Raw genomic sequence first — 14077 nt, 5'->3', positions numbered from 1 at the left:
CATCATGCTTCATTTCGACCTGAAGAGACTCATTACACCGGTTTTCTGTGGGGTCATGATCGGCCTGACATCCGGCCTGCCCGCCAGTGCCCAGATGGCGCCGATCCTTTCCGGGACAGACCGGTTCCATCCGGTTGTCGCCCAGAACGGGATGGTGGCAAGCCAGGAGGCGGTGGCAACGGGCGTTGGCGTTTCGATCCTAGAAAGGGGCGGCAACGCGGTCGACGCCGCCATTGCGACGGGCTTTGCCCTCGCGGTGACGCTGCCGCGCGCCGGAAACCTCGGCGGAGGTGGCTTCATGATGATTCATATGGCTGACAAAGGGGTCACGAAAGCGCTGGACTACCGGGAAGAGGCTCCGGCTGGAGCGGACCGGGACATGTTCCTGGATGAGGAGGGAAACGCGGACAGCGACAAGTCCCGTTATTCGGGACTGGCGATTGGAGTGCCGGGGACGGTGGCCGGTTTCGCCGAAGCTTACCAGCGTCATGGCAGCGGAGCGCTCACCTGGGCCGAATTGGTCGCCCCGGCGATTGCATTGGCCGAGGAGGGTGTCGTCGTCACCCCGGATCTGTCCTCCTCCCTTCTGGCGCGGATGTCACGCCTGGCCAGCGATCCGGCGGCGGCGGACATCTTCTACAAGCCTGGCCCGGTACCCTATCTGCCCGGCGAGGTGCTGAAGCAAACGGATCTTGCCGGAACCTTGCGCAAGATCGCCCAGGAGGGTCCGGCCGGTTTTTACACTGGCGATGTCGCCGAGCGGATCGCCGCGAAGGTGCAGGCCGCGGGCGGCAGCATGACAGCCGCGGACCTGGCCGGTTACAGCGCGGTCTGGCGGGAGCCCGTGCGCGGCACCTATCGCGGCTATGAAATCGCCTCCATGCCGCCCCCCTCTTCCGGCGGCACCCACATCGTCCAGATCCTCAACATGCTGGAAGCCTATGACCTGCGCGGGATGGGGCCGAATTCGGCCGCCACGATCCACATCATGGCCGAAGCGATGCGCCGGGCCTATGCTGACCGGTCCAAGTATCTGGGCGATCCGGATTTCGTTGACGTTCCGGTCACGGGTCTGACGGACAAGACCTATGCGGCCAGCTTGCTGGACAGCATCTCCCTGGAACGGGCCACGCCGTCCACTGAGATCGGACCCGCCGATCCGCTTCCTTATGAAAGCAATGAGACCACCCATTTCTCGGTGATGGACAAGCATGGCAACGCGGTCTCCAACACCTATACGCTCAACTTCTCCTACGGGGTCGGGATGGTTGCCGATGGAACGGGTGTCCTGCTCAACAACGAACTGGACGACTTTTCCGCAAAGCCGGGCGTTCCCAACGCCTATGGCCTGATCGGCGGGGACGCCAACGCGGTCGAGCCCGGCAAGCGCCCCCTGTCGTCCATGACACCGACGCTGGTCCTGGAAAATGGTGCGGTTCTCTTGGCGACCGGCTCGCCGGGCGGCAGCCGGATCATCACCACGACTCTGCAGATCATCTTGAACGTGATCGATCACGGCATGAACATTGCGGAAGCCACGGCGGCCCCGCGAGTTCACCATCAATGGTATCCGGATGAATTGAGGATCGAGGAAGGTCTTTCTCCCGATACGATCCGGCTTCTGGAAGAACTTGGCCACACGGTCACGCTGAAAAACGTCATGGGGTCGACGCAGTCGATCCTGAAAATCGGCGGCCAGCTGACTGGATCGTCCGACCCCCGCCACGACGGGGCCCTGACGGCCGGATATTGACCACAATAGGGACCAACTGCGCCGGCCCCGTGGCCGGCGAAGGGAGCGCTGTGCGGACAAACGAAAAACCGGCGGCCGCAAGACCTCCGGTTTATTTGGATCCATACGGATCTAAATGGAGCGGGCGATGGGATTCGAACCCACGACCCCAACCTTGGCAAGGTTGTGCTCTACCCCTGAGCTACACCCGCATATGTATCCCGCCCCGGCGCCTTACGGCCCCGCTGTCGGCGGTGGCGCAGTATATGGACTAAGCCGCCGAAGAATGCAACAGGCAAAATTCAGATAATGTCACGCTTCCGGAGAACGGCAACGGATGTGGAAAACCATTCGCCCGACAGCGCTCTTCCGCACGTAAAACCATAAGAATTTCCTTGAGGTAAGCTGACTTTTCACGCTACAGACCGACCAGCTGAATTTGGGGAAAAGGGATGGATATGCCGGCAACGCGCGACGATCTGATGGCCTTTCTGGACGGTTTGGGGATCCGGACAACGACAGTCGACCATGCCCCGGTCTTCACCGTTGCGGAGTCTGGCGATCTGCACGAGCGAATTTCCGGCGGGCACACCAAGAACCTGTTCTTGAAGGACAAGAAGGGGCGCCTTTTCCTGGTTGTCGCCCTGCATGATGCGACCATCGATCTGAAAAAGATCCATCAGGTAATCGGAGCCCAAGGGCGCGTTTCATTTGGAAACGCGGACCTGTTGATGGAGGTTCTGGGCGTGATGCCAGGCTCCGTGACGCCCTTCGCCCTGATCAATGACCGGGACGCTCGGCGGATCACGCCCATCTTCGACGCGGCGCTCATGGACCACGCCGTTTTGAACTTTCATCCCCTTTCAAACGATGCGACGACATCCGTCGCCGCTGAGGACCTTATGGCCTTTGCCAGGGCCTGCGGCCACGATGCCCGGATCATCCGGGTCAGCGAGGAGGCGCAGGCGACGGACCCGGGTTTGTAAAACCGCCAGAGCGGGTCCATGTTAGGAAAAACGCACAGACGGGCCTTCCGGCGTGAGGCCCGGTGCATTCAATTGGCGCCTTAACGAACGGGGCAATCGATGAGCACAAGCAGTTATTCAATGGGTGGATCCGTCAGCGGCGGCTTTGGCGGAAATGGCAGCTATGGAGGCAATGGCGGGGCGGCAGGCGCGAGCGGAGCAAACGGCCTGATCTTCGACGTCACGACCCAGTCCTTCATGCAGGACGTGATGGAAGCGTCGCGCCAGCAAACAATCCTGGTCGACTTCTGGGCGCCCTGGTGTGGTCCGTGCAAGCAGCTGACACCTGTTTTGGAGGCGGCCGTCGCCGCGGCACGCGGGGCGGTCAAACTGGCCAAGATGAACATTGACGATCATCCCGAAATCGCCGGACAACTGGGCATTCAGTCCATTCCCGCGGTGATTGCGTTCAAGGACGGCCAGCCGATCGACGGCTTCATGGGCGTTCAGCCAGAAAGCCAGATTAAGAGTTTCATCGAGCGCGTGGGCGGCGCGGCACCGGCCAATCCGGCCGATGAGTATCTGGACCAGGCCGACACCCTGCTCGCCGAAAAGGACTTTGGCGGCGCGGCGCAGCTGTTCGGGGCGGTGATGCAGGCTGAACCGGACAATGTGCGCGCGATTTCCGGCCTTGCCCAGTGTTATCTCGGCAGCGGCGAGAAGGAACGGGCGGCGCAGGCGCTGGATCTGGTGCCCGAAGACAAACGGACGGACCCATCGTATACCGCCGCCAAGGCGGCGCTCGGTCTTGCCGAACAAGCGGAAGACCTTGGGGACCTCACCGACCTTCAGGATCGGATCGACCGGGATCCGCTGGACCTGCAGGCCCGGTTTGATCTCGCCCTCGGCCTGAACGGGCGGGGCGACAAGGAAGGGGCCGTCGACCAGCTGATCGAAATTGTGCGCCGGGACCGCGAATGGAACGAGGACGGGGCCCGCAAGCAGTTGCTTCAGTTCTTCGAAGCCTGGGGTTTCAAGGATCCGGCCAGCGCCTATGGACGTCGCAGGCTTTCCGCGGTTCTGTTTTCTTGACCTACCGCCGGCCACGCCACACATAATCCGGATAGCGGGACGGGACCGAGAGCACGAAGGACAGAAAGACATGCAGGCAGGCAATGCCATCTACGAGACCATCGCGGATTTGCCTCCGGTCTTGCCGGTCTTCCCCTTGTCGGGTGCGCTGCTTTTGCCGCGGACCCAGCTTCCGCTCAACATCTTCGAGCCGCGTTATATCGACATGATCGACTCGGCCCTGTCCGGCAACCGCCTTATCGGCATGGTGCAACCGTCCCCGGATATCGCACAGGGCGATGCCGACAAGCCTGTGCTCGCCCATGTGGGCTGCGCGGGACGGCTGACGAGCTTTCAGGAAACCGGCGATGGCCGTTACCTGATCACGCTTCAGGGCGTGACACGCTTCGCCATTCAGCGCGAGCTGGACACGATAACCGCGTTCCGTCAGGTCGAATGTGACTTCGCGCCGTTTTCTGCCGATCTGAAATGCGGCGATGGCGAGGAAGACGTCGACCGCGACGGTCTGCTGCGAACCTTGCGGAACTACCTTGACGTCAATAATCTGGAGGCCGACTGGAAAAGCGTTTCGGAAGCCGACACCGAGGTGCTGGTGAACGCGCTTTGCATGATGTGCCCCTACGGCGCTCAGGAAAAACAGGCGCTTCTGGAAGCGCAAAGCCTGAAAACCCGGGCCGAAACCTTGATCGCCATCACCGAGATGGATATTGCCCGCAGCCAGAACGGGGACGGGGGAACCATCCTGCAATGACCACGGATCAGACATCGCCGGAAGCCCCTGAACAGGCGCCTGCCGGAACGACGGAACGCAAGGTGGACCGGAAACTTCTGGAACTCTTGGTCTGCCCGGTCACCAAAACAACGCTCGAGTACAATTCCGAAGCGCAGGAATTGGTGTCCCGAGCGGCAAAGCTCGCCTATCCCATCCGCAACGGGATTCCCATCATGCTGCCCGAAGAAGCCCGCCCGCTCGACGATTGAGCCGCCCTGGGCCGTGCGGCGCGAAAGACCAAGCGCGTGGTGGTCCTTGCGGGGAACCGGCTTCAACGGCTCAACGGTCGGCCCGCCAAAGCCAACGGGACCGACGGGGCCGCTCCGGCCTGGCCATGATGTCACATTTTCGAGACCAGGGAGCGCAGCGCGCGATGAAGCTTGAATTTCACCATATCAATTTCGTGTCTGAAAACGTTGACCGCCTGCATGAATTCTACACCCAAGTGCTCGGCCTCGATGACATCCCGCAAGCCAATTTTCCCCGCACGGAGGCAACCGGAAACCAGGGCTATGGCGGCAAGATCCGCTTTGCCACCGATGGCGGCATGCAGATGCATCTGGCCGAGCGCGCGCTGGACGTCGCCTTCAAAAACGGACAGGTGATCAATCCGGTTGCCCGCGGCCACATCGCCTTCCGGACCGACGACCTCCCCGCCTTTTTGAAAGTCCTGGAGGAGCGCGGTATTCCCTATTCGGATTACGGAACAGCCTTTGCCAAGGAATGGCATCAGGTGTTTTTTCACGACCCCGAAGGCAATGTGATCGAGGTGCATCAACAGGTTGCCTCCAACCGGTCCAAATGAAGGTATCGCTCGCGCACGCGGACCGGAAAAGACGACTGGTTCGGTCTGACACAGGACCTTTTTGACCCGCCTCGCTGGACGCCGCTTGTTGGGACCGTCTCGCTGTCCGCGTTGGAAATCCGGCCCAACGGGCCCGCGGCAGCCGGGTTTCCTCTTCAAGCTGCCAAGATCCGCCGAAGCATCCGGCAAATCCGAGATTTTTTTGCCACCCCCTTGTCACCAAGGGCCGCAACGGCCCATGATGAGAAAGATGACACAGCTAAGAACCGGGCCATGAAGGGGGCAGGATGAGCGATACCGATGAAATATCGGCGCCGCCGACATGGGCTGGTGGACAAGCCGCCAGCGGATCGGCATCCAGGATCGCTTCTCCTTCGGTTGTTACCTTTCATAGACGCGAACTGGACGTCATTTTGCGGCTCTACGGGCGCATGGTCGCTGACGGTGAATGGCGCGATTATGCCATTGACCACATGAAGGACCGGGCGGTGTTTTCCGTTTTCCGCCGGGCCTCGGAAATGCCGCTCTACCGGATCGAAAAGAATCCGAAGTTCACCCGCCGGCAGGGGGCTTATTCCGTGGTGGCGGCCGGCGGTGTGGTGCTCAAGCGCGGCCATGACCTGACCCAGGTGATCAAAGTGCTCGAAAAGAAGCGGCACTTGCGGGTCGTCGGCGGCTAGGACCGATCAATCCAACTGTTTTCGTCCAACCCATACAAAAAGCCCGGCTCGAGGCCGGGCTTTCGGGGTGTTTCATGATGCGCCGGTTATTCGCGGTTGCCGAACAGTTGCAGCAGCATCAGGAACAGGTTGATGAAGTCGAGGTAAAGCCGCAGGGCGCCCATGATCGACTTCTTGGTCGCAACTTCATGGCCGTCACCTTCGTAGTACATTTCCTTGATCTGCTGGGTATCGTAGGCCGTCAGACCAGCGAACACCAGAACACCGATCACGGATACTGCGAACTGCAGTGCGGACGAACCGATGAAAATGTTGACGATCGACGCGATCACGATGCCGATCAGACCCATGAAGAGGAACGATGCCCAGCCGGACAGATCCTTCTTGGTGGTGTAACCGAAGAGGCTCAGCGCACCGAAAGCCGCAGCGGTGATGAAGAAGACCCGGGCGATCGATCCGCCGGTATAAACCAGGAAGATCGAGGACAAGGACACGCCCATCACGGCCGCATACACGAGGAACATGACCTGCGCGGTCGACGCGCTCATGGATTGGATCCGGAAGGACAGCCACAAGACCATGCCGAGCGGAGCCAGCATGACCACCCACTTCAGCGGGCTGCCGTAAAGAGCCGCACCCAGGCTGGTCAACATCATGCCGTTGCCGAACTGCGCGGCGGCCGCAGACGGATCCTGGGTAGTCGCCATCATGAATGTGCCAAGCGCGAACAGGCCGGTCAGCGCGAGGCCGTAAGTCATGTAGTTGTAAACGCCCAGCATATAGGCGCGCAGGCCCTCATCGATGCCGGCCTCGGCACGTGTGCCGGCAAGCGAGTAAGCTGCCTGTTGATTGCGATCAAAGGTCGACATTGGTTTTCTGTGTCCCTCTCAGTTTCGGTTCGGTGTGGCCAAAAATAATCCGTCCGCCACACGTTGCTTTCAATATGGGAAAGCCTGAGCATCGGCACAAGCTGCAGAACCTGAAAAATATGTAATGTTAGCGAGAATCAGGTTCGAAACAGGACGTCCGCCCGCCCTACTTCATGGCCTTGAGGCGCGAGGCGATCTGCCGGTCACAGGTACCCTGCGGCCAGCGCAAGATCTCTTCCGCCTTGAAATCCAGGATTTCCCGTTTCGTATCGCGCATTTGGTCCAGGGTCACCCCATCATTGAACCACTGCAGGACCGCATAGTCTCCACCGGCATCCGTCAGAAATGCGATCGGTTTACCATTTTGGGCGATTCCGGCGCGGCCCACGCGAACCTGTTCGGCGGTGACATCGGTCTTCACGCCGTCAACCGTCAGAGAGGAGGCCGTCAGGCGCAGGCCTTTCACCGAGGATGCCTCGGTGCCGACCCATGCGCCGAACAATCTGTCCCCCTTATTTTCAACTGAGAGGCAGGAGTTTTTGTAATTGGGAATGGAGAGCCGCTGGCCGGACACCTCGATGGGGTCCTTGCCCTTTTCAGCCAGGGTGTATTTCATCGTGTGCTCGCCGGTCCGGTAAACCCGGATCCCGACGGGGGTGTACCTGTTGTCGCCAATCGTACGGGTGAAAAAGTCGAACTGGTTTTCGTCGTTGGTGCCCGCACGGCGGTAAAGCCACCGCTTCGGCAAACCCTCTTCGAACACCAGCCAGTCGCTGACCACAAGACCACGAGGCCCTTCGGCGGTGTCGAGTTGCCATACCCCGGTATGGAATGGACTCTCAGCTTGGGCGCCGGCGAGACCGGCAAGTGTTGTCGCAATGGCAAGCGCGCCGGCTGCCAAGTGTTTCAAACCGCGTGACCGCATAATCCTTCCCCCCAGTTGGCGTACCTATCCCCGATACCTAACAAGGGGTCAAAGCGCAAGGCTGAGAGCCTGGCACCGGGCTCGGTCAGAGATTTCGCAGCACAGGAGCAGGCTTCTCCCCCAGCACGCGCCAGGTTCCAATCAGGCCGAAGCCAACGGTCAACATGAGGGCGATCAGGGCGGATCCGACGGCGGTCGCCGGAAGCAGAACAAACTCACCTCCCATGATCCGGGTGATGACGAACCATGCAGCCAGCCCGCCCGCCGCGAGAGCGAACAAAGCGGTCGCCAAACCGAGCATGGCATATTCCAGCCCGTAGGCGAGGATCAACCGTCCGCGGGTCGCGCCCAGCGTTTTGAGGATTACCGCATCGTAGATCCTGTTGCGGTGCCCTGCGGCCAGGGCGCCGGCCAGAACAAGGACGCTGGCGATCAGCGTGACCGACGACGCGCCCCGGATGGCCCAGGACAGCTGCGCCACCAGGCTGTCCACCTGTTCGATGGCGTCTTTGACCCGAACCGTGGTGACAGTGGGAAAGGCCGTCGACACCGTTCGCAGCAGACCCAATTCCTCTTCCGGGCCAACCGGTTCATCCCAGCCAAGCGTGCTGAGATGGGCGTGCGGCGCGCCTGCGAATGTGTTCGGAGAGAAGATCATCACGAAGTTGATGGCCAAAGATTGCCATTGGATGTCGCGGGTATTGGCGATCTCCGCGGTTATCTCACGGCCAAGCACGTTCACGGTGACTTCATCGCCCAGCTGCAGGCCCAGCTCCTGCACCGCCTCTTCTTCGAAGGAAACAAGAGGCTTGCCCGCATAATCCTCGGGCCACCATTCGCCCTGAACGATCTGCGCATTGTCCGGAATGACATCGGAATAGGTGATGCCGCGATCCCCGCGCAAGATCCAACCGGATCCGCCGGAGGTATCGTATTCATTGGCCGGAATGCCGCGCAAGGAGACGATCCGCCCCCGAAGCATGGGAACCGTTTCAATGGTCGCTCCGCTGGTCTCCTCTTCGAGAAGACCATTGAACGCCTCAAGTTCGTGGCTCTGGATGTCGACAAAGAAAAAGCTCGGCGCCTCTTCGGCGATGTTGGAAGTCAGTTCACGCCTGAGGTTTCCGTCGATGAGAGCAAGAGCGACGAGCAGCGTCAGCCCCAGTCCGAGCGACAGCACGACTGAGGGCGTCAGCGCGCCCGGACGATGAATGTTGGACACCGCCAGACGCAATTCGGTGGAACGCAATTGCGGCGCGCGTTTCGCCAGCCACATCACGCCCCGGGCGACCAGCGCAAGCAGCAGGAAGGCCGCCGCCGACGCTCCGATGTAAATGGCGGCAAGTTCCTTGTCGCGGGACAGGAGGATGGCAATGCCGGCCAAAATGACCACCATGCCCGATGTGGCGAGAACATAGCGCGCCCGCGGAATGCGGGTACCGCCCGCGACAATATCCCGGAAAAGGGCTGTTGGCGGAACATCATGCGCCCGGCCAAGCGGCCAGATTGCGAACGCAAGCGCCGTCAGAAGACCATAAAGAAGACCCAGGCCGAGTTCGCCCGGATAAATATCGGGAGCGAGTTGAACCGGCAGGACCGAAGACAGAGCGGCGCCTGCCCCAAAGGGAATGGCCGCTCCCAAAAGAAGGCCGATCGCAATCCCGATCGCCGCCAGCATCAGCATTTGCAGAAGGTAGATCTGGAAAGCAAATCCCCCCGTCGCGCCGAGGCACTTGAAGCTGGCGATCACTTCACGCTTGGTTTCGAGATAGGATCGGATGGCATTGGCAACGCCGACGCCCCCGACCACCAGTGCCGTCAGGCCAACAAGCGTCAGGAATTGCGAGAATTGCACTATGCTGCGTTGCAGACCCGGCGCCGCATTTGCGCGCGACCGAATCCGCCATCCCGCATCCGCCTGCGTTTCTTCGGCTTTCTCAAGAACTCCGGCAAGAGCAGCTTCCGATGCGCCGCCTGGAAGACGCACGCGATAGTGCCAGCGGATGAGGCTGCCAGGCTGCACGAGCCCCGTGGCGCCAAGCGCGTCTTGAGCGATCATCAGGCGGGGTCCAAACTCCACACCCGCGGCGAGACGGTCCGGCTCGTTCTCAATCACATCCGTGATACGCACCGACGTGCGGCCAACCGTCAGCACATCGCCTACCGTCAGATCAAGGCGGGCCATCAGCTGGGGATCGGCGACCGCGCTCCAGGGCGCGCCCGGCCCGGCCAGCGCGTCCGTCAGGGTCTGGCCGCTGCGCAAGTCAACGCTTCCGTAGAGCGGATAAGGCGCGTCGACCGCCTTGAGCTCCACCAGGGCCTGATCCGTCCCATCGGGCAAGCGGCCCATCGCACGGAGGGTCGCGATTTCAGACACCGCGCCCAGACCATCGAGAAAAGCGGCTTCGGGGTCGCTGGCCTGACGATGGATGAGCGAAAAGGAAATATCGCCGCCGAGGATCGACTGTCCTTCCTTTGAAATGCCTTCCGTCAGAGCGCGTGACAGAGAAGACACGCCGGAAATGGCGGCAACGCCGAGGGCAATGCAGGCGATGAAGATGTAAAAGCCCCTCAGGCCGCTGCGCAATTCACGAAGGGCAAATCGCATCGCAAGCGCCAATCCCGGCCCGCTGGCCGATGGCACAAATCCGCTCATGCCCGCAGCCCTTCCGGCTGGGCCGACGGGCGGCTGGTCTCGGCTTCGATTTCGCCGGACCGCAGTCGGATGGTTCGGTCACAAAGATCGGCAAGCGAAGGATCGTGGGTGACAAGCACAAGCGTCGTCTTGCGCTTTTTCTGGGCTGAGAACATCAGATCGACGATCTGGGCGCCCGTCCTTTCGTCCAGGTTTCCGGTCGGTTCGTCGGCAATCAGGATTTCAGGCTCCACCACGAGGGCCCGCGCGACGGCCACCCGCTGCTGTTCGCCACCTGACATCTGGGCGGGATAGTGGTGCAATCGGTGCCCCAGGCCCACGGCCTCAAGCTCAGCCTCCGCCTTTTGAAAAGCCGCGCTATCGCCGGACAACTCGAGGGGGACAGCGACATTCTCCAAAGCCGTCATGTTGGGCACAAGGTGAAAGGACTGGAAAATGATTCCGACATTGCGTCCGCGGAACCGGGCGAGGTCGTCTTCAGAGAGCGGTCCGAGTTCCGACCCCGCGACTTTCACCTGACCGCTGTCGGATCGCTCCAGACCGGCCATAACCATCAAGAGGGTCGATTTGCCCGACCCGGATGGTCCCACAAGGCCAACGGACGTGCCGGATTCGATTTCCAGATCGATGCCCTTGAGAATATGAACCCGGCCGGCGCCCTCACCGAGACTCAATTGAACGTCTTTCAGGACAATTGCTGGTCCGTTCGCCATGTTTGAACCTATATATGTTGTCAATCGGATGGATGTACGCTTTCGCCGGGGAAAAGGATCGGCAGAAAAACCGCCATGTCCGACGATCATATGGTGTTGAAGAAAAGGCATTCCAGTCATCTCATGAGTTTTCGCAAGCTCCATTTTGTCGCCGCAGTCTTGTCTCTGCTTGCACTGATGCCGGTTTTGCCGGCCAAATCCACCGACCCGTTGACCCTCGTCGTGTTCGGCGACAGCCTGGTAGCCGGATACCAGCTCGCCCCCGATGAGGCGTTTCCGGCGCAACTGGAGCAGGCGCTGCAAGCGCGCGGCCATAATGTGAAAGTGATCAACGCGGGGGTTTCCGGCGACACTTCGTCCGCCGGTCTGTCACGTCTGGATTGGTCTATCGGACCGGACGCAGATGCGGTTCTCCTGGAACTGGGCGCCAACGACGCGCTGCGCGGAATTCCCCCGGCAAACACCCGCCAGAATATTGACGAGATGGTCCGCAGGCTAAGCGAGCGGGGCGTCCCCGTATTGGTTGCAGGCATGCTGGCACCGCCCAATCTGGGGCCGGAATATGCCGAGGACTTCAATCCTATCTTCCAGTATGTCGCCGAAAAATACGGCGCCTTGCTCTATCCTTTTTTTCTCGAAGGCGTGGCGCTGGACCCGGACCTCAACCTGGATGACGGAATGCATCCCAATGCGAGGGGCGTTTCCGTCATCGTCGGGAATGTGTTACCGAGCGTCGAAGAGTTGCTGGCCCGCGCCGGTTCTTGAATCCGGCCATTCCACCGGACCCCAACCCGAAATCGAAGGACAAGCCGATGGACTTCCGTCGCCTCGGACGCACCGACATTGATGTTAGCGCCATTTGCCTGGGCACCATGACCTGGGGTGAACAAAACACGGAAAAGGAAGGCCACACCCAGATGGATCTGGCGGTCGACCGCGGCGTGAACTTTTTCGACACGGCCGAGCTCTACCCGATCCCGCCCAATCGGGAGACGCAAGGACGGACCGAGCGGATCATCGGCTCCTGGTTCAAGGCGCGAGGAAACCGGGACAAGATCGTGCTGGCGACCAAGGTCGTCGGGCGCACCCAGATGAACTGGTTCCGGGAAAACGGCGAACTGGGCGCCTTGACACGGCAGCAGATCGAGTTTGCCATCGACCGCAGCCTGAAGAACCTTCAGACAGACTATATCGATCTTTATCAGATCCACTGGCCCGACCGGAATGTCACAGGGTTCGGATCCAATCCAACACGATGGGCCGCACCCGACCCGGCGCCGGACGAAAACAGCATCGAAAGCACGCTTGAAGTCCTGAACGATCTTGTGAAAGCGGGCAAGATCCGCCAAATCGGTCTGTCCAATGAAAGCGCATGGGGCACGATGCGGTATGTGACCGCATCTGAACGGTTCGGATATCCGCGGGTCGCCTCGATCCAAAATGCATACTCGCTGGTGAACCGGACTTTCGAAGTGAACCTTGCGGAAGTCGCGCATCGGGAAAATGTCGGCTTGCTCGCCTATTCCGCGCTCGCGCAGGGCTATCTGACCGGAAAGTACCGGGGCGGAGCCACGCCGAAAGGCGCCAGGAGAACCCTTTTCGATCGTCTTCAGCGCTACGAAAAGCCGGGGGCCGAAAATGCGATCAATGCCTATCTTGATCTGGCGCACGAGCATGGACTTGATCCGTCGCAAATGGCCATCGCCTTTGCACTGTCGCGCAGTTTCATGACTTCCGTCATCATCGGCGCGACGACGCTGGAACAGCTGACGACAAATCTGGATGCGGAAAACCTGGCCCTGCATCCGGAATTGATCGATCGGATCGATGCCATCCACCAATTGCACGGCAATCCGTCGCCCTGACCCGCTCCCTGGCTAGCCACTCCGTTGGACTGGACGGCCATGAGCTGAATATGAAGGGTCGGATGCACAGCTCCGCGTGACCGGCGAGGCTTCGTGCAGTCGATTGGTTTGATCCTTTGCCGGGAGAGAATCAGTAGGAGTGTCAATTGGGTCAGCCTGACTGTCTGGCCGGTCAGGCCTGCCCGATCAAAGACTTGAATATTTCATATATATTAGATGTTTACGGTTTTCGCTTGCGCTTTCATCCTCCTTGATTCCTCATGAGACGGTCAGCGACAGCGGAGGGACACCCCATGCCGCGATTGTTTACAGGTCTGGAGATCCCGGCGCAGACCGGTCTCATGCTTTCGATGCTGCGGGGCGGCCTGCGCGGCGCCAGGTGGATCGATCCGGAAAACTATCACATCACCCTCAGGTTCATTGGCGACATTGACGACCGGACAGCCGACGAAGTGGCCAATGCGCTGGACAAGATCCGCCGCAGCCCCATCGAGATTCGGTTAAAGGGTCTTGGCCAGTTCAGCAATGGCAAGCCCCATGCGGTCTGGGCACGTGTCGAACCGAGCCGGGATCTGAATGACCTTCAGGCCGAACAAGAACGCCTTTTTCAGCGTTTGCAGCTGGCGCCGGAGCGGCGCAAATACACCCCTCACGTCACGCTCGCGCGATGCCGGACCTCCACAAACGACGATGTCGCGAAATGGCTGGCCGAAAGGGGCGACTTCCAGGCGCCTTCCTTTATTGCCGGACGTTTCGTTCTCTTTTCCGCCAAGGCCAGTGTGGGCGGGGGGCCTTATCTGGTTGAAGAGGCCTATCCCCTGGCGGCGTGACCGGGACATTCTGGTTCGGCATGACATGAGAGTAGGGCGGTCAGAAATTGCGCGCTTGAATTTACGCAATCTATAGTCGAGAACCGGCTATCACACGACACAGCAAGGAGAAAGAGGCTTCAAGATCGCTGTTTCCCGCTGGGGAAATTAAGCAACTTGAAAGCCTTGATTGA

14 protein-coding genes and 1 tRNA gene are annotated in these 14077 nt (G+C 60.5%); 10 read left to right on the top strand and 5 right to left on the bottom strand.

Features of this window, described 5'->3' with window-relative positions; translation table 11 throughout:
* Positions 1 to 4 precede the first annotated feature (4 nt).
* Positions 5 to 1753 carry a gamma-glutamyltransferase gene (gene ggt / locus F0184_RS05065; RefSeq protein WP_150495065.1) on the top strand — a complete coding sequence of 583 codons (1749 nt, stop codon included), beginning with the start codon at positions 5 to 7 and terminating at the stop codon, positions 1751 to 1753.
* A 116-nt stretch (positions 1754 to 1869) separates the two neighbouring features.
* On the opposite strand, the gene F0184_RS05060 is transcribed toward ggt, so the two are convergent.
* Positions 1870 to 1944 (bottom strand) — tRNA-Gly (locus F0184_RS05060).
* Positions 1945 to 2190: 246 nt separating this feature from the next.
* On the opposite strand from F0184_RS05060, the gene F0184_RS05055 reads away from it, so the two are divergent.
* The 6 genes from F0184_RS05055 (at position 2191) to F0184_RS05030 (ending at position 6046) form a co-directional block, all read left to right on the top strand.
* Positions 2191 to 2718, top strand: a complete 528-nt coding sequence (locus tag F0184_RS05055; RefSeq protein WP_150495194.1) for a prolyl-tRNA synthetase associated domain-containing protein — start codon at positions 2191 to 2193, stop codon at positions 2716 to 2718.
* Positions 2719 to 2817: 99 nt separating this feature from the next.
* Complete coding sequence (gene trxA, locus F0184_RS05050; protein WP_150495064.1) at positions 2818 to 3789, top strand: thioredoxin; 972 nt, start codon at positions 2818 to 2820, stop codon at positions 3787 to 3789.
* Positions 3790 to 3859: 70 nt separating this feature from the next.
* Positions 3860 to 4540, top strand: coding sequence for an LON peptidase substrate-binding domain-containing protein (locus tag F0184_RS05045; RefSeq protein ID WP_150495063.1), 681 nt, complete (start codon positions 3860 to 3862; stop codon positions 4538 to 4540).
* Positions 4537 to 4770, top strand: coding sequence for a Trm112 family protein (locus F0184_RS05040; protein ID WP_150495062.1), 234 nt, complete (start codon positions 4537 to 4539; stop codon positions 4768 to 4770). The genes F0184_RS05045 and F0184_RS05040 overlap by 4 nt, the downstream gene beginning before the upstream one ends.
* A 164-nt stretch (positions 4771 to 4934) precedes the next feature.
* Positions 4935 to 5366 (top strand): VOC family protein, encoded by a 432-nt coding sequence (locus F0184_RS05035; protein ID WP_150495061.1) that lies wholly within the window; start codon positions 4935 to 4937, stop codon positions 5364 to 5366.
* A 287-nt stretch (positions 5367 to 5653) separates the two neighbouring features.
* Entirely contained in the window at positions 5654 to 6046 is a 393-nt protein-coding gene (locus F0184_RS05030) for a DUF2794 domain-containing protein (RefSeq protein ID WP_150495060.1), read from the top strand.
* Between the two features lie 86 nt (positions 6047 to 6132).
* Here the strand turns inward: F0184_RS05030 and F0184_RS05025 are convergent, their stop codons facing one another.
* From F0184_RS05025 to F0184_RS05010, 4 genes are all read right to left on the bottom strand, one after another.
* On the bottom strand, positions 6133 to 6915 hold the full coding sequence (locus F0184_RS05025; RefSeq protein ID WP_150495059.1) for a Bax inhibitor-1/YccA family protein: 783 nt from the start codon (positions 6913 to 6915) through the stop codon (positions 6133 to 6135).
* A gap of 166 nt (positions 6916 to 7081) precedes the next feature.
* On the bottom strand, positions 7082 to 7840 hold the full coding sequence (locus F0184_RS05020; protein WP_208998327.1) for a hypothetical protein: 759 nt from the start codon (positions 7838 to 7840) through the stop codon (positions 7082 to 7084).
* An 85-nt stretch (positions 7841 to 7925) separates the two neighbouring features.
* On the bottom strand, positions 7926 to 10496 hold the full coding sequence (locus tag F0184_RS05015) for an ABC transporter permease (RefSeq protein ID WP_150495058.1): 2571 nt from the start codon (positions 10494 to 10496) through the stop codon (positions 7926 to 7928).
* Positions 10493 to 11209, bottom strand: a complete 717-nt coding sequence (locus F0184_RS05010; RefSeq protein ID WP_150495057.1) for an ABC transporter ATP-binding protein — start codon at positions 11207 to 11209, stop codon at positions 10493 to 10495. The genes F0184_RS05015 and F0184_RS05010 overlap by 4 nt, the downstream gene beginning before the upstream one ends.
* Before the next feature lie 123 nt (positions 11210 to 11332).
* Here F0184_RS05010 and F0184_RS05005 point away from each other — a divergent pair, with 123 nt between their 5' ends.
* From F0184_RS05005 to thpR, 3 genes are all read left to right on the top strand, one after another.
* Positions 11333 to 11974, top strand: a complete 642-nt coding sequence (locus F0184_RS05005) for an arylesterase (RefSeq protein ID WP_150495193.1) — start codon at positions 11333 to 11335, stop codon at positions 11972 to 11974.
* A 47-nt stretch (positions 11975 to 12021) separates the two neighbouring features.
* The gene (locus F0184_RS05000) at positions 12022 to 13074 is read left to right on the top strand and encodes an aldo/keto reductase (protein ID WP_150495056.1); all 1053 of its coding nucleotides are present in this window, start codon (positions 12022 to 12024) and stop codon (positions 13072 to 13074) included.
* Between the two features lie 293 nt (positions 13075 to 13367).
* On the top strand, positions 13368 to 13904 hold the full coding sequence (gene thpR / locus F0184_RS04995; protein WP_150495055.1) for an RNA 2',3'-cyclic phosphodiesterase: 537 nt from the start codon (positions 13368 to 13370) through the stop codon (positions 13902 to 13904).
* Positions 13905 to 14077: the final 173 nt, after the last annotated feature.

The sequence above is a fragment of the Roseibium aquae genome (assembly GCF_008711285.1).
GTDB classification, from domain to species: domain Bacteria; phylum Pseudomonadota; class Alphaproteobacteria; order Rhizobiales; family Stappiaceae; genus Roseibium; species Roseibium aquae.
Note: the sequence above shows the minus strand (reverse complement) of the source record. Positions and strands in the feature narration are given on the sequence as shown.

What these genes read in the sequence shown, in the direction of transcription:
- ggt (WP_150495065.1), top strand. Translation starts at nt 5, where the DNA reads ATGCTTCATTTCGACCTGAAGAGACTCATTACACCGGTTTTCTGTGGG.
- F0184_RS05055 (WP_150495194.1), top strand. Translation starts at nt 2,191, where the DNA reads ATGCCGGCAACGCGCGACGATCTGATGGCCTTTCTGGACGGTTTGGGG.
- trxA (WP_150495064.1), top strand. Translation starts at nt 2,818, where the DNA reads ATGAGCACAAGCAGTTATTCAATGGGTGGATCCGTCAGCGGCGGCTTT.
- F0184_RS05045 (WP_150495063.1), top strand. Translation starts at nt 3,860, where the DNA reads ATGCAGGCAGGCAATGCCATCTACGAGACCATCGCGGATTTGCCTCCG.
- F0184_RS05040 (WP_150495062.1), top strand. Translation starts at nt 4,537, where the DNA reads ATGACCACGGATCAGACATCGCCGGAAGCCCCTGAACAGGCGCCTGCC.
- F0184_RS05035 (WP_150495061.1), top strand. Translation starts at nt 4,935, where the DNA reads ATGAAGCTTGAATTTCACCATATCAATTTCGTGTCTGAAAACGTTGAC.
- F0184_RS05030 (WP_150495060.1), top strand. Translation starts at nt 5,654, where the DNA reads ATGAGCGATACCGATGAAATATCGGCGCCGCCGACATGGGCTGGTGGA.
- F0184_RS05025 (WP_150495059.1), bottom strand. Translation starts at nt 6,915, where the DNA reads ATGTCGACCTTTGATCGCAATCAACAGGCAGCTTACTCGCTTGCCGGC.
- F0184_RS05020 (WP_208998327.1), bottom strand. Translation starts at nt 7,840, where the DNA reads ATGCGGTCACGCGGTTTGAAACACTTGGCAGCCGGCGCGCTTGCCATT.
- F0184_RS05015 (WP_150495058.1), bottom strand. Translation starts at nt 10,496, where the DNA reads ATGAGCGGATTTGTGCCATCGGCCAGCGGGCCGGGATTGGCGCTTGCG.
- F0184_RS05010 (WP_150495057.1), bottom strand. Translation starts at nt 11,209, where the DNA reads ATGGCGAACGGACCAGCAATTGTCCTGAAAGACGTTCAATTGAGTCTC.
- F0184_RS05005 (WP_150495193.1), top strand. Translation starts at nt 11,333, where the DNA reads ATGAGTTTTCGCAAGCTCCATTTTGTCGCCGCAGTCTTGTCTCTGCTT.
- F0184_RS05000 (WP_150495056.1), top strand. Translation starts at nt 12,022, where the DNA reads ATGGACTTCCGTCGCCTCGGACGCACCGACATTGATGTTAGCGCCATT.
- thpR (WP_150495055.1), top strand. Translation starts at nt 13,368, where the DNA reads ATGCCGCGATTGTTTACAGGTCTGGAGATCCCGGCGCAGACCGGTCTC.